This is a genomic window from Paraburkholderia sp. BR10954 (assembly GCF_040965775.1).
GTDB classification, from domain to species: domain Bacteria; phylum Pseudomonadota; class Gammaproteobacteria; order Burkholderiales; family Burkholderiaceae; genus Paraburkholderia; species Paraburkholderia youngii.
In genome coordinates this window covers 236,759-250,652 of the sequence record NZ_JBFRCK010000007.1, presented here as the reverse complement: position 1 = coordinate 250,652, position 13,894 = coordinate 236,759, and the positions used below count along the sequence as shown (strand labels likewise).

Below are 13,894 nucleotides of genomic sequence, written 5' to 3'. Positions count from 1 at the left end.
TGATTCTTGACCCCGCGCGTCGACCGGCAGGAGTGGCGCGCTTAATGTCCGTATTGTGTGAGCGACGTGGCCGCGTTTTCTTTTAACAAGCTGGTGATTTTCGGTGTCGGCCTGATCGGCGGATCGCTCGCGCGCGCGTTGCGTGAACGCGGCGAGGCTGGCGGGGCGCGCACGGTGGTTGGGCTCGGACGGACCTCCACGTCGGGCGAACGGGCGTTGGCGCTTGGTGTCATCGACGGCGCCGCGGCGCTCACCGACGACGCCGCGCTGCGCGACGCGCTCGCGGGCGCGGACTTCGTGCTGCTCGCGGCGCCGGTCGCGCAGACCCAGCCGCTGCTCGAGCGCATCGCGCCCCATCTCGACGCCAACACGATCGTCACCGATGCGGGCAGCACCAAATCCGACGTGGTCGCCGCCGCCCGCGCGGCGCTCGGCGCCCGGATCGGCCAGTTCGTGCCGGGCCATCCGATCGCCGGTCGCGAGTCGAGCGGGGTTGATGCCGCGTTGCCCGATCTGTACGTGAACCGCAACGTCGTGCTGTGCCCACTGCCGGAGAATACGCCGGACGCGGTCGAGCGCGTCGCGGCGATGTGGCGCGCCACCGGCGCATTGGTGCGGAAGATGACGCCGCAGCAGCACGACCGCGTGTTCGCGTCGGTCAGTCATCTGCCGCACGTGCTGTCGTTCGCGCTCGTCGAGCAGATCCTCAATTCGCCCGACGCTGCGTTGAAGTTCTCGTTCGCGGCGGGCGGTTTTCGCGACTTCACGCGCATCGCCGCGTCGAGTCCGGAGATGTGGCGCGACGTCTGTATCGCCAATCGCGTGGCGCTGCTCGACGAACTCGACGCGTACACCGCGGTACTCGCGCGCCTGCGCACGGCGATCGAAGCTGGCGACGGCGCCGCGCTCGAAGCCGTGTTCGCGCGCTCGCGCGTCGCACGCAGTCAGTGGCAGGAGCAGCGCGCGGCTGGCGTGGCCAGCGGCGACGCGTCGAAATAACCGGAAACTGGACACATCATGGAATTCCTCGATCTCGGACCTTTTTCCCGTGCGTCCGGCACGGTTCGTCTGCCCGGCTCGAAGAGCATCTCGAACCGCGTGCTGCTGCTCGCCGCGCTCGCCGAAGGCGAGACGACGATCACGAACCTGCTCGACTCCGACGACACCCGGGTGATGATCGACGCGCTCGAAAAGCTCGGCGTACGTTTGAAGCGCGACGGCGACACCTGCGTCGTGACCGGCACGCGCGGCGCGTTCACCGCGCGCACGGCCGACCTGTTCCTCGGCAATGCGGGCACGGCGGTGCGCCCGCTGACCGCGGCGCTCGCCGTGAATGGCGGCGACTACCGGATTCACGGCGTGCCGCGCATGCATGAACGGCCGATCGGCGATCTCGTCGACGGCCTGCGCCAGATCGGCGCGAAGATCGACTACGAGCAGAACGAAGGCTATCCGCCACTGCGCATCCGTCCCGCCCAGATAACGGCCGACGCGCCGATCCGCGTACGCGGCGACGTGTCGAGCCAGTTCCTGACCTCGCTGCTGATGACGCTGCCGCTGTTGCGCACCGCGAGCGGCGTCACCACCGTGCAGGTCGACGGCGAGCTGATCTCGAAGCCGTACATCGAGATCACGATCAAGCTGATGGCGCGCTTCGGAATCGAGGTCGAGCGCCACGGCTGGCACCAGTTCGTGGTGCCGGCCGGGAAGCGGTATCAGTCGCCGGGCACGATCATGGTGGAAGGGGATGCGTCGTCGGCGTCGTATTTCCTCGCCGCGGGCGCGCTCGGCGGCGGGCCGCTCAGAGTCGAAGGCGTGGGCCGCGCGAGCATCCAGGGCGACGTCGGATTTGCCGATGCGCTGATCAAGATGGGCGCGAACCTTCAGATGGGCGACGACTGGATTGAAGTGCGTGGCGTCGGCAACGATCACGGCAAGCTCGATCCGATCGACATGGACTTCAACCTGATCCCCGATGCCGCGATGACGATCGCAGTCGCCGCGCTGTTCGCGGACGGCACGAGCACGCTGCGCAACATCGCGAGCTGGCGCGTGAAGGAAACAGACCGCATCGCCGCAATGGCGACCGAGCTTCGCAAAGTCGGTGCGAAGGTGCAGGAAGGCGAAGATTTCCTCGTCGTCACGCCACCCGAAAAGCTGTTCCCGAATGCCGCGATCGACACCTACGACGACCACCGCATGGCGATGTGCTTCTCGCTCGTGAGTTTGGGCGGCGTGCCGATCCGCATCAACGACCCGAAGTGCGTCGGCAAGACGTTCCCCGATTATTTCGAGCGCTTTACGGCGCTCACACAACCCTGATGCAACCCGGATTCGCGTGCGAATCCCCGATGTGCGACATTTTTAGATGAAACCGACCCGTCCCTTTCACCAGACGCCCGTCATTGCGATCGACGGCCCTAGCGCCTCCGGCAAAGGCAGTGTGGCCGCGATGGTGGCCGCCAACCTCGGCTTTCACCTGCTCGACAGCGGCGCGCTGTACCGGCTCGCGGCGCTCGCGAGCCTGCGCTATGGCATTGCGGCGGACGACGTCGACGCACTTGTCAAACTGATCGATGACCTCCATATCACGTTTCGCGAGGGGCTCGCGCAGCTTGACGGGGTCGATGTATCGACCGAAATCCGCGCCGAGGAAGTGGGTAGCCGCGCCTCGGCGATCGCCGTGCACGCGCCGGTGCGAACCGCGCTGGTGGCGCGCCAGCGGGCGTTTCGCAAGGAACCGGGACTGGTCGCCGACGGCCGAGACATGGGTACCGTGATCTTCCAGGACGCCGCGCTGAAGGTGTTCATGACCGCGAGCGTCGAGGCCCGCGCGATGCGCCGGCATAAGCAATTGATCCAAAAAGGATTTTCTGCTAATATAGATGACTTGCTCCGGGATTTGCGTGAGCGTGACGAGCGTGACAGTCAGCGCGCGGCCGCGCCGCTCAAGCCCGCGGCGGATGCAAAGCTGCTTGATACCTCCGCATTGTCGGTCGACCAGGCGGTCGAGCAGGTGGTGCAATGGTATGAAGCGCTGGTCCCGCACGCGTGACTGAAAACGGTCGCGCAGAAGTGGCGAGCAGCGGCAGTCCCGTTGTTGGTAGGTGCTTCGCAATGGTCGCGAAGCGTTGTTTTTAACCCTTTAACCCCGCGTGGCGTTCGCGTATTTGCCGCAGTTGCTGACCGGTCCGGTGAGCCAGGCGTTGCGAAGACCATGCAAACTCTGATTTTTATGTCCGACCTGCAAACCTCTACCCCGAATACCGAATCTTTTGCGGCTCTGTTCGAAGAGTCGCTGACCAAGCAGGACATGCGCGCTGGCGAAGTGATTTCCGCCGAAGTCGTGCGTGTCGACCACAACTTCGTGGTCGTGAACGCTGGTCTGAAGTCCGAAGCCTACATCCCGCTCGAAGAGTTCCTGAACGACGCGGGCGAGGTAGAAGTGCAGGCGGGCGACTTCGTTTCCGTCGCGATCGACGCGCTGGAAAACGGCTATGGCGACACCATCCTGTCGCGTGACAAGGCGAAGCGTCTGGCTTCGTGGCTGTCGCTGGAAAAGGCGCTGGACAACAATGAACTCGTGACCGGCACGATCACGGGCAAGGTCAAGGGCGGTATGACCGTGATGGTCAACGGCATCCGCGCGTTCCTGCCGGGTTCGCTGGTTGATACGCGTCCGGTCAAGGACACGACCCCGTACGAAGGCAAGACCCTCGAATTCCGCGTCATCAAGCTCGACCGCAAGCGTAACAACGTCGTGCTGTCGCGCCGCGCTGTCATCGAGGCAACGCAAGGCGAGGAGCGCGCGAAGCTGCTCGAAACGCTGAAGGAAGGCGCGATCGTCGAAGGCGTGGTCAAGAACATCACCGACTACGGCGCGTTCGTGGACCTCGGCGGCATCGACGGCCTGCTGCACATTACCGACATCGCATGGCGTCGCGTGCGTCACCCGAGCGAAGTCCTGTCGGTTGGCCAGGAAGTCACCGCGAAGATCCTCAAGTTCGACCAGGAAAAGAACCGCGTTTCGCTCGGTATCAAGCAACTGGGCGACGATCCGTGGGAAGGCATCTCGCGCCGTTACCCGTCGGGCACGCGTCTGTTCGGTAAGGTCACCAACATCACCGACTACGGCGCATTCGTCGAAGTGGAATCGGGCATCGAAGGCCTCGTCCACGTGTCGGAAATGGACTGGACCAACAAGAACGTTGCTCCGTCGAAGGTTGTCCAGCTGGGCGACGAAGTCGAAGTGATGGTTCTCGAAATCGACGAAGACCGCCGTCGTATCAGCCTCGGCATGAAGCAGTGCAAGCCGAACCCGTGGGACGACTTCAGCCGCAACTTCAAGAAGGGCGACAAGATCAGCGGCGCCATCAAGTCGATCACCGACTTTGGTGTGTTCATCGGTCTGCCGGGCGGCATCGACGGTCTGGTTCACCTGTCGGATCTGTCGTGGAGCGAAACCGGCGAGGAAGCCGTTCGCAAGTACAAGAAGGGCGACGAAGTGGAAGCGATCGTTCTCGGCATCGACGTCGAGAAGGAACGTATTTCGCTGGGTATCAAGCAGCTCGAAGGCGACCCGTTCAGCAACTACGTTGCAATGAACGACAAGGGTTCGGTCGTCGACGGTACCGTCAAGTCGGTCGACGCGAAGGGTGCCGTGGTCCAGCTGTCGGGCGAAGTCGAAGGCTACCTGCGTGCTTCGGAAATCGCCCAAGACCGCGTGGAAGACGCTCGCAATGTGCTGAAGGAAGGCGACAAGGTCAACGCGATGATCATCAACATCGATCGCAAGTCGCGCGGCATCAACCTGTCGATCAAGGCGAAGGACTCGGCTGAGCAGCAGGAAGCCATCCGCGGTCTCGCTGCTTCGGATTCGAGCGCAGCCGCTACCGGCACGACGAACCTCGGCGCGCTGCTGAAGGCCAAGCTCGACGGCCAGAACCAGTAAGCCTGAGAGGTCTGCTGCAGTATGACCAAATCGGAATTGGTCGCCCAGCTGGCTACGCGATTTCCGCAACTTGTTCTCAAGGACGCGGATTTCGCGGTGAAGACGATGCTTGATGCGATGTCGGAGGCGCTTGCCAAAGGTCATCGCATCGAAATTCGTGGCTTCGGCAGCTTCGGCCTCAACCGCCGTCCCTCCCGCGTCGGACGCAATCCGAAGTCGGGCGAGAAGGTGCTGGTACCCGAGAAGTACGTACCGCACTTCAAGCCGGGCAAGGAATTGCGCGAGCGGGTGGATCGTCGCGCGGGCGAGCCGCTGAAGGCCGAGGAGCCGGATGACGACCTTTAATGACTCCGCTGCGTGTGTGTTGCAGCGTGGCATAGCTAGCGTCAGCGGCCAAAGCCAGTCGGCAAAAGACCAGGAAAAGCGCCTTTGGGCGCTTTTTTTTTCGTCCATCATTTGAGAAGTCGCGCCTTCCGCTGCGGCTTTTGCATTTCGCGAATTGCACGTAAGTCCGGCATCCCGCCACTTGCTGCCCAGCCGCGAGGGCATCCATTACAATACGGGTCACTTCGGCGCGGGCAACACCGAGGCGCGACGCGTCATCGAGCCGGCGTCATCCCGCAACTGCCGTGAAGAGATATATTCATGAAATTTATCGTCTGGCTGATCCGTGTGCTGGTGTTCGTGCTGCTGCTCGTGCTCGCGCTCTCCAACACGCAACCCGCTACGCTGAATTTCCTCGCCGGCTACGTCTGGTCTGCGCCTCTGATCCTGATCGGCCTCGCGTTTTTCGTGATCGGCTTGCTCGCCGGGCTCGTGTCGGCGATGCCGGCCGTCGTGCGTCTGCGCATGGAGAATGGCCGGCTCAGGCGCGAGTTGCGCGTGGCTCGCGAGACTCCCGCCGTGGTAGAGCAGCCGCCGATGCCGCCGCTGATCTGAGCTGTCTTGCGCCGCGCGCGCTCCGAGCGCGGCTTTTCGTTTTCGCTTTTCCGCACATTTGCATTAATCGCATGGATCTAGACTTCTGGTGGCTGCTGGTCGTACCCGTCGCGTTCGCGTTCGGCTGGATGGCGGCGCGCTACGACCTCAAGACGCTGCTGTCCGAAAGCGCCAACCTGCCGCGGTCGTATTTTCGCGGCCTGAACTTCCTTCTCAACGAGCAGCCCGACCAGGCGATCGATGCATTCATCGAAGTCGTCAAGCTCGACCCTGAAACGGTCGAATTGCATTTCGCGCTCGGCAATCTGTTCCGCCGGCGCGGCGAGACGGATCGAGCGATTCGCGTGCATCAAAATCTGCTGAGCCGCGCGGACCTGCCGGTCAACGAGCGCGATCACGCGCTGTACGAACTCGGCCAGGACTTCCTGAAAGCGGGTCTGCTCGACCGTGCCGAAGAAACCTTCCGCTCGCTGCAAGCGGGCGATTACGCGCTGGGTGCTCAACGCGCGCTGTTGACGATCTACGAGATCGAGAAGGACTGGGTCAAGTCGATCGATACCGCGCGCCACCTCGAAACGATGGGCGCACCGTCGCTCGATAAGGAAATCGCGCAGTTCCACTGCGAACTTGCGCAGGAAGCGCTGCAGCAGAAAAGACCGGACGAAGCGCGTCATCAGCTCGGCCTCGCGCTGAAGGCGAACCCGACCAACGTGCGCGCGACGATCCTGTTCGGCGATGTCGACGCGGCCGGCGGCGCGCCGGAAGCGGCGATTGGGCAATGGCGCCGCGTCGAGGAGCAGAACCCCGCGTATCTGCCGCTCGTCGCCGAGAAGATCATGAAAGCGTATGAAGCGCTCGGCCGCGCGCAGGAGGGCGCCGATCTGCTGACCACGTGGGTCGACCGTCATCCGAGCAATGATCTGCTCGACGTTGCGTATCAGCACGTCGCATCGCTGCGCGGCGTCGATGCTGCGCATGCGCTCGCGCGCACGCAGATGCAGAAGTCGCCGAATCTGGCCGGCATGACGCGTCTGCTCGAAGCGCAGCAGGCCGTCGCCGAAGAGCCGCGGCGCGGCGAGCTCGAACTGATGCGCACACTGATCCGCCAGCGCACCAAGAATCTGCCACGCTATACGTGCCAGAATTGTGGTTTCAGGGCCCGGCTTTTCTACTGGCAGTGCCCGGGATGCAGCGGTTGGGAAACCTATGCCCCGCGCCGCGTCGAGCCGATTGCCGCGCCGAACTGACGCCGCATGCGCGGCGCGGTGGCCGCGTCGGCGTTCATTGGCGCGCAATCGCCCCGCGAATTTCGCAACGAGTTTATCGCCGGCCTCACGAGCGGCATTCATCACCGGAACCATCTACCGGACAGCGTATGAAAATCACCATTATCGGCACCGGCTATGTGGGCCTTGTCACCGGCGCGTGTCTCGCCGAAATCGGCAACGACGTCTTCTGTCTCGACGTCGATCAGCGCAAGATCGACATCCTCAACAAAGGCGGCGTGCCGATTCACGAACCGGGCTTGCAGGAGATGATCGCCCGCACGCGCGCGGCCGGCCGCATCACGTTCTCGACCGATGTCGCGGCGAGCGTCGCGCACGGCGACGTGCAGTTCATCGCGGTCGGCACGCCGCCCGACGAAGACGGCTCCGCCGACCTGCAATACGTGCTCGAGGCCGCGCGCAACATCGGCCGCACGATGAACGGCTTCAAGGTGATCGTCGACAAATCGACGGTGCCGGTCGGCACCGCGCAACGCGTGCGCGCGGTGATCAATGAAGAGCTCGTGAAGCGCGCGCTCGCCGGCAGCGCGCAGCATCGCTTCTCGGTCGTGTCGAACCCCGAGTTCCTGAAGGAAGGCGCGGCCGTCGATGACTTCATGCGCCCCGACCGTATCGTGATCGGCATCGACGAAGACGAATCGGGCGCACGCGCGCGTGAGATGATGAAGCGTCTGTACGCGCCGTTCAACCGCAACCACGAACGCACGCTGTACATGGACGTGCGCTCGGCCGAGTTCACCAAGTACGCGGCCAACGCGATGCTCGCGACGCGCATCTCGTTCATGAACGAGATGTCGAATCTCGCGGACAAGGTCGGCGCCGACATCGAGGCGGTGCGCCGCGGCATCGGTTCCGATCCGCGCATCGGCTATCACTTCCTGTATGCCGGCTGCGGCTATGGCGGCTCGTGCTTCCCGAAGGACGTGCAGGCGTTGATTCGCACCGCGAGCGAGAGCGGCCACAACCTGCGCATTCTCGAGGCGGTCGAGGAAGTGAACGACCAGCAGAAGGACGTGCTCGTGAACAAGATCGCCGCGAAGCTCGGCGAGGATCTGAGCGGCCGCACGTTCGCGGTGTGGGGCCTCGCGTTCAAACCGAATACCGACGACATGCGCGAGGCGCCGAGCCGTCGCGTGATCGGGGAGCTGCTCGCGCGCGGCGCAAACGTGCGCGCGTACGATCCGGTCGCCGTGACCGAGGCGCAGCGCGTGTTCGCGATGGATCTGCACGCGGCGCCCGAGCAGCTCGCACGTCTCACGTTCACGAACACTCAGGACGAAACGCTGACCGGCGCCGACGCGCTCGTGATCGTGACCGAATGGAAGGAGTTCAAGAGTCCTGATTTCGTGCATCTGAAATCGGTGCTGAAGACACCGCTGATTTTCGACGGCCGCAATCTGTACGAACCGGACGCGATGATCGAGCTCGGGATCGACTATCACGCTATTGGACGCCCCTATGCCAAACCCTCTGAACTTCCGGCCGATGCCTGAGGCCATGCCCGCGGCGCCCGCGTCCACCACGGCGCAGAAGCTCACGTTCGTGCCGCGCGGGCAGCTCAATGCGGCACGCGTGCTCGTGGTCGGCGACGTGATGCTCGACCGTTACTGGTTCGGCGACGTCAACCGCATCTCTCCGGAGGCGCCCGTGCCGGTCGTGCACGTGCAGCGCCAGGAAGATCGCCTGGGCGGCGCGGCGAACGTCGCGCGCAACGCGGTCGCGCTCGGCGCGCAAGCGGGTCTGTTGTGCGTGGTCGGTCATGACGAGCCCGGCGAGCGCATCGTGCAGCTGCTCGACGAAAGCGGCGTGACACCGCATCTCGAACGCGATCCGGCCTTGCTGACGACGATCAAGCTGCGCGTGCTGTCGCGTCAGCAGCAACTGCTGCGCGTCGATTTCGAAAATTCGCCGGCGCACGAAGTGCTGCTAGCGGGGCTTGCGCGTTTCGACGAGCTGCTGCCGTCGCACGACGTGATCCTGATGTCCGACTATGCGAAGGGCGGCCTCACGCATGTCACGCAAATGATCGCGAAGGCGCACGCGGCCGGCAAGCCGGTGCTCGTCGATCCGAAGGGCGACGACTGGGAGCGCTATCGCGGCGCGACGCTGATCACGCCGAATCGCGCGGAATTGCGCGAGGTCGTCGGACAGTGGAAGTCCGAGGAAGATCTGATCGCGCGTGTCACGAAGCTGCGCGCCGAACTCCAGTTCAAGGCGCTGCTGCTGACGCGCTCGGAGGAGGGCATGACACTCTTCGCCGACGATGGCATCCTGCACGCATCGGCTGATGCGCGCGAAGTGTATGATGTGTCGGGCGCGGGCGACACCGTGATCGCGACGCTTGCCGCGATGCTCGGCGCGGGTCTTTCTCTCATCGACGCAGTCGGGCTCGCGAATCGGGCGGCCGGCATCGTGGTCGGCAAACTCGGCACCGCCACCGTCGACTACGACGAACTCTTCTCCTGATGCAGCCCGCGGGGCTGCCGTCGTCCGACGGACCAGCGGACCCCGCGGCGTTGACTGAACGAAGCTCACTACAAAGCTCACTACGGCAGGATCATCATGACCGTCATCGTCACCGGCGCGGCCGGTTTTATCGGCAGCAATCTCGTGAAGGCGCTCAACGAGCGCGGCGAACAACGCATCATCGCGGTCGATAACCTCACGCGCGCGGACAAGTTCAGGAATCTGGTCGATTGCGAAATCGACGACTATCTCGACAAATCCGAATTCGTCGAGCGCTTCAGGCGCGGCGACTTCGGCAAGGTGCGCGCGATTTTCCACGAAGGCGCCTGCTCGGACACGATGGAAACCGACGGCCGCTACATGATGGACAACAACTACCGCTATAGCCGCGACGTGCTCGACATCTGTCTCGCGCAGGACGTCCAGTTCCTGTATGCGTCGTCGGCGGCGACGTATGGCGGCTCGAGCCGCTTCGTCGAGGAGCGCGAGGTCGAGCAGCCGCTCAACGTGTACGGCTATTCGAAGTTCCTGTTCGACCAGGTGATTCGCCGCGTGCTGCCCACGGCGAAAAGCCAGATCGTGGGCTTCCGTTATTTCAACGTGTACGGTCCGCGCGAAACGCATAAGGCGCGCATGGCATCGGTCGCGTTTCACAACTTCAATCAGTTCCGCGCCGAGGGCAAGGTCAAGCTGTTCGGCGAATACAACGGCTATCCGGCTGGTGAGCAGACGCGCGATTTCATCTCTGTCGAAGACGTCGTCAAGGTCAATCTGTTCTTCTTCGATCATCCGGAGAAGTCGGGCATTTTCAATCTCGGCACCGGCCGCGCGCAGCCGTTCAACGACATCGCGAGCACCGTGGTCAACACGCTGCGCGCGCTGAACAACGAGCCGGCGCTGTCGCTCGCGGATCAGGTGCAACGCGGACTGATCGAATACATTCCGTTCCCCGACGCGCTGCGCGGCAAGTACCAGTGCTTCACGCAGGCCGATCAGTCGAAGCTGCGCGCGGCCGGCTACGACGCGCCGTTTCTGAGCGTGCAGGAAGGTGTCGATCGTTACGTGCGCTGGCTGTTCGGCCAGGTGTAATTAGTACGCCGTCCTCTTTAAACTGGAATCTCCTGGCCGGTGATGGTCGCCGGCCAGTGGCAACAGGGAGATTCCAATATGTTTCGAAAAGTACTGGTTACCGCGGCGATGCTCGCCGCTTTCGGCCACGCGTATGCGGCGGTGGACGTCAACACGGCTAACGAAGACGCGCTGCGCGGCATCAAGGGCATCGGTCCGGCAAAAGCCAAAGCGATCGTCGACGAACGCAATGCGCACGGCCCGTTCAAGGACGCGGCCGATCTCGGCAAGCGCGTCAAGGGCATGGGCGGCCACACCATCGAGCGCCTGCAGGCGGAGGGTCTCGCTGTCGGACCGGCTGGCGCGGCTGCTAGCACGCAGGTTGCGGCAGCTGCAGCGGCCAAGGAGCCGGCCGCTGCGGCCGCGCCCGCCGCCACGCAGAAGGGCGCCGCCGCAGTGGCGGTGAAGAAGTAAGCGGCCGCGAGCCTTGTGCGTGTCATGCCGACGAGCAGCTTGCGGCGCGCAGGGTCCGCGAACATCCCATTGCTCCGATTTGCACACACGACTTCCCGCGGCTCGCAGCCGCGGGCTTTTTGCGCCGCAAGCGGCATGCATCCATGCGGACAGAAGGGCTGCAGGGCAGCGCCGGAGTTCGTGGTTTAGAATCGATGGATTGAAGACACTCTTTCGCGCATCGACCGCTAGACTCCATATGGCATATAAAACGATTGAAGACACGGTCGGCAACACGCCGCTCGTACAACTCGTCAGGCTTCCCGACGACGAGATCCGCAGCCGCAACAATGTGATCCTCGCGAAGCTCGAGGGCAACAACCCGGCGGGGTCGGTGAAGGACCGTCCGGCATTGTCGATGATCAAGAAGGCCGAAGCGCGCGGGCGCATCAAGCCGGGCGACACGCTGATCGAGTCGACCAGCGGCAATACCGGTATCGCGCTCGCAATGGCCGCGGCGGTCCGCGGCTACAAGATGGTGCTGATCATGCCGGAAGATCTGTCGGTCGAGCGCCGTCAGAGCATGGCCGCCTACGGCGCGGAAATCATTCTGACGCCGGTCAAAGGCGGCATGGAGTACGCGCGCGATCTCGCCGAGCAGATGCAGCGCGAAGGCAAGGGCATCATCCTCGATCAGTTCGCGAACCCGGACAATCCGGCTTCGCACATCGAAGGCACGGGCCCGGAAATCTGGCGCGACACGGAAGGGCGCATCACGCACTTCGTGTCGTCGATGGGCACGACCGGCACGATCATGGGCGTGTCCACGTATCTGAAAGCGCAGAACCAGCAGATCGAAATTATCGGCGCGCAGCCGGAAGAGGGCTCGCGTATTCCGGGTATCCGCAAGTGGCCGGAAGCGTATCTGCCGAAAATTTTCGACCGTAGCCGCGTCGACCGTGTGGAGAACGTCAGCCAATCCGCGGCCGAGGCGATGGCGCGCCGGCTGGCGTCGGTCGAAGGCATCTTTGCGGGCATTTCGTCGGGTGGTGCGTGCGAAGTCGCGCTGCGCATCGCGCGTCAGGTCGAGAACGCGACGATCGTGTTCATCGTCTGCGACCGCGGCGACCGTTATCTGTCCACGGGAGTATTTCCCGCGTAAGCGGGTCGCCGGGCGCCTTCGCGGGCGCACGAGCCAATGAAAAGCGCCGGTCGAGCCGGCGCTTTTTTACGTCCTTCAACGCGAGGCGCGCGCGCGACTCGCGGGGCGACTCACTGCGAATTTGAGTTCGACTGATCTGTCTGACCTTGCGACGCGCTGCCGTTGTTGACCGCCTTCGCGGCATTCGCAGTGTCGATTGCTTCCATCTGGGCCTTGACCTTCTGACCGAGTTGATACACCGCAAGCGCATAGAAAAAGCTGCGGTTGTAGCGGGTGAGCACGTAGAAGTTCTTCAGGCCGAGCACGAACTCCGTGCCGCGCCCCGGCGTCGGCAGATCGACCACCGTGACCGGCGTACCCGCTTCGGAAGCAATGTCGACGTTCGGCTCGTTCAGTACGAGACCGGCGCGCAGCAACTGGTCGAGGGGCCAGTGCGGCTCCGGCTGGCCAGTGGCCGCCGCCTGCGCGACACCGAGGCTGCCCGCGTCCGAGCCGATTCGCCATACCACCGGCCGGCCGCTTTCCCAGCCATTCTGGCGCAGATAATTCGCGACGCTGCCGATCGCGTCGGCATCGCTCGTGCGCAGATCGATGTGCTTGTTGCCCTCGTAGTCGACCGCGTACTGGACGATGCTGCTCGGCAGGAACTGCGGAATGCCGATCGCGCCCGTGTATGAACCGAGCACCGTGTTCGGGTCGATCTGCGCGTCGCGCGTCCAGACCAGGTAGTCTTCGAGATTCTTGCGGAAGGTCGCCTGGCGGTCCGCGCGATTCGCGGTGTTCGGATAATCGAAGCTCAGCGTGGTCAGCGCATCGAGCACGCGGAAATTACCCATGTAGCGACCGTAGATCGTCTCGACGCCGATAATGCCGACGACCATCTCCGGCGGCACGCCGAACTCCTGATACGCGCGCTGCAGCGTGGCCCGGTTCTCGCGCCAGAACTGCACGCCGGCATTGACGCGCACCGGGTCGAGGAAGCGCGCCTGATACGAGCGCCAGTTCTTGACCGACGGCGTCGGCGACGGCGTGACCAGCTTCACCGCGGTCGCCGAGTAGCTGACGCCGGCGAACAGCGCGTGCAGCGACGCTTCGTCGAAATCGTAGCGCGCGACCATCTCGTTGATGAACGCATCGACGTTCGCGTTGTTCGCATAGCGCTGCGGAATGATCTCTTCCTCAAACGTTTGCCCTTGCGGGACCGGCTGTTGCGGCTGGCTTTGCGCGAGCTGCACCGAGGCTTTGCGCGTGGCGCTTTGTGCGCTCGCGGGACTTGCTGCGATGAACATGCACGATGCGACGGTCAGTGAGGCGGCGAGGGAGTTGAGGCGAAGCCGGTTGCGTGGGGATCCTGCGGACAGAGCAAGCTTGACGGTCATGGTGAGCAGTGAGCGCGATGCGTGAAAGGCTGGAAGCAGTCGGAAAGCAGCAGGAACGAAACGGCGAATAACGGGTCGGGGAAGTATACCCGACGGCTCCCGCAAAACCGTGCTGAATCGGCGACAGCGGTGTCGTGTGGTAACTTGACGAATGTAGGCGCGCGGGGGCGCGCGCCGCTCGACGGAGACA

Annotated in this window: 13 protein-coding genes; 12 read left to right on the top strand and 1 reads right to left on the bottom strand. The window is 63.8% G+C overall.

Annotated elements, in window-relative coordinates; all coding sequences use genetic code 11:
* The first annotated feature begins 57 nt into the window (after positions 1 to 57).
* The 12 genes from AB4Y34_RS13860 to cysM all read left to right on the top strand — a co-directional run bounded on the left by AB4Y34_RS13860 (position 58) and on the right by cysM (position 12,325).
* Positions 58 to 999 (top strand): prephenate dehydrogenase, encoded by a 942-nt coding sequence (locus tag AB4Y34_RS13860; RefSeq protein ID WP_368716324.1) that lies wholly within the window; start codon positions 58 to 60, stop codon positions 997 to 999.
* An 18-nt stretch (positions 1,000 to 1,017) separates the two neighbouring features.
* Positions 1,018 to 2,322, top strand: a complete 1,305-nt coding sequence (aroA, locus tag AB4Y34_RS13855; RefSeq protein ID WP_368716323.1) for a 3-phosphoshikimate 1-carboxyvinyltransferase — start codon at positions 1,018 to 1,020, stop codon at positions 2,320 to 2,322.
* Positions 2,323 to 2,368: 46 nt separating this feature from the next.
* Positions 2,369 to 3,055, top strand: a complete 687-nt coding sequence (gene cmk / locus AB4Y34_RS13850) for a (d)CMP kinase (RefSeq protein WP_176381317.1) — start codon at positions 2,369 to 2,371, stop codon at positions 3,053 to 3,055.
* A gap of 162 nt (positions 3,056 to 3,217) precedes the next feature.
* Positions 3,218 to 4,951: a 30S ribosomal protein S1 gene (gene rpsA / locus AB4Y34_RS13845; protein ID WP_008921410.1), complete on the top strand. Its 1,734-nt coding sequence runs from the start codon at positions 3,218 to 3,220 to the stop codon at positions 4,949 to 4,951.
* A gap of 21 nt (positions 4,952 to 4,972) precedes the next feature.
* Positions 4,973 to 5,296 carry an integration host factor subunit beta gene (locus AB4Y34_RS13840; protein WP_006050255.1) on the top strand — a complete coding sequence of 108 codons (324 nt, stop codon included), beginning with the start codon at positions 4,973 to 4,975 and terminating at the stop codon, positions 5,294 to 5,296.
* Between the two features lie 300 nt (positions 5,297 to 5,596).
* Entirely contained in the window at positions 5,597 to 5,890 is a 294-nt protein-coding gene (locus AB4Y34_RS13835; RefSeq protein WP_013090140.1) for a lipopolysaccharide assembly LapA domain-containing protein, read from the top strand.
* Positions 5,891 to 5,961: 71 nt separating this feature from the next.
* A complete protein-coding gene (gene lapB / locus AB4Y34_RS13830) occupies positions 5,962 to 7,137 on the top strand; it encodes a lipopolysaccharide assembly protein LapB (protein ID WP_368716322.1) in 1,176 nt (391 codons plus the stop codon).
* A gap of 128 nt (positions 7,138 to 7,265) precedes the next feature.
* Positions 7,266 to 8,669: a UDP-glucose/GDP-mannose dehydrogenase family protein gene (locus AB4Y34_RS13825; RefSeq protein ID WP_368716321.1), complete on the top strand. Its 1,404-nt coding sequence runs from the start codon at positions 7,266 to 7,268 to the stop codon at positions 8,667 to 8,669.
* Positions 8,635 to 9,642 (top strand): D-glycero-beta-D-manno-heptose-7-phosphate kinase, encoded by a 1,008-nt coding sequence (gene rfaE1, locus AB4Y34_RS13820; RefSeq protein WP_368716320.1) that lies wholly within the window; start codon positions 8,635 to 8,637, stop codon positions 9,640 to 9,642. Before AB4Y34_RS13825 ends, rfaE1 begins: the two co-directional genes overlap by 35 nt.
* Before the next feature lie 96 nt (positions 9,643 to 9,738).
* Positions 9,739 to 10,731, top strand: coding sequence for an ADP-glyceromanno-heptose 6-epimerase (gene rfaD, locus AB4Y34_RS13815; protein WP_368716319.1), 993 nt, complete (start codon positions 9,739 to 9,741; stop codon positions 10,729 to 10,731).
* Between the two features lie 78 nt (positions 10,732 to 10,809).
* A complete protein-coding gene (locus AB4Y34_RS13810) occupies positions 10,810 to 11,184 on the top strand; it encodes a helix-hairpin-helix domain-containing protein (protein WP_176124342.1) in 375 nt (124 codons plus the stop codon).
* 238 nt (positions 11,185 to 11,422) lie between these two features.
* Entirely contained in the window at positions 11,423 to 12,325 is a 903-nt protein-coding gene (gene cysM / locus AB4Y34_RS13805; protein ID WP_018435653.1) for a cysteine synthase CysM, read from the top strand.
* Between the two features lie 110 nt (positions 12,326 to 12,435).
* Here cysM and mltB read toward each other — a convergent pair whose 3' ends face one another.
* On the bottom strand, positions 12,436 to 13,614 hold the full coding sequence (gene mltB, locus AB4Y34_RS13800; RefSeq protein ID WP_176381328.1) for a lytic murein transglycosylase B: 1,179 nt from the start codon (positions 13,612 to 13,614) through the stop codon (positions 12,436 to 12,438).
* Positions 13,615 to 13,894 lie beyond the last annotated feature (280 nt).

Bases quoted from the DNA above. Each gene is read 5' to 3' on its own strand.
- aroA (WP_368716323.1), top strand. From the start codon at position 1,018: ATGGAATTCCTCGATCTCGGACCTTTTTCCCGTGCGTCCGGCACGGTT.
- cmk (WP_176381317.1), top strand. From the start codon at position 2,369: ATGAAACCGACCCGTCCCTTTCACCAGACGCCCGTCATTGCGATCGAC.
- rpsA (WP_008921410.1), top strand. From the start codon at position 3,218: ATGCAAACTCTGATTTTTATGTCCGACCTGCAAACCTCTACCCCGAAT.
- AB4Y34_RS13840 (WP_006050255.1), top strand. From the start codon at position 4,973: ATGACCAAATCGGAATTGGTCGCCCAGCTGGCTACGCGATTTCCGCAA.
- AB4Y34_RS13835 (WP_013090140.1), top strand. From the start codon at position 5,597: ATGAAATTTATCGTCTGGCTGATCCGTGTGCTGGTGTTCGTGCTGCTG.
- lapB (WP_368716322.1), top strand. From the start codon at position 5,962: ATGGATCTAGACTTCTGGTGGCTGCTGGTCGTACCCGTCGCGTTCGCG.
- AB4Y34_RS13825 (WP_368716321.1), top strand. From the start codon at position 7,266: ATGAAAATCACCATTATCGGCACCGGCTATGTGGGCCTTGTCACCGGC.
- rfaE1 (WP_368716320.1), top strand. From the start codon at position 8,635: ATGCCAAACCCTCTGAACTTCCGGCCGATGCCTGAGGCCATGCCCGCG.
- rfaD (WP_368716319.1), top strand. From the start codon at position 9,739: ATGACCGTCATCGTCACCGGCGCGGCCGGTTTTATCGGCAGCAATCTC.
- AB4Y34_RS13810 (WP_176124342.1), top strand. From the start codon at position 10,810: ATGTTTCGAAAAGTACTGGTTACCGCGGCGATGCTCGCCGCTTTCGGC.
- cysM (WP_018435653.1), top strand. From the start codon at position 11,423: ATGGCATATAAAACGATTGAAGACACGGTCGGCAACACGCCGCTCGTA.
- mltB (WP_176381328.1), bottom strand. From the start codon at position 13,614: ATGTTCATCGCAGCAAGTCCCGCGAGCGCACAAAGCGCCACGCGCAAA.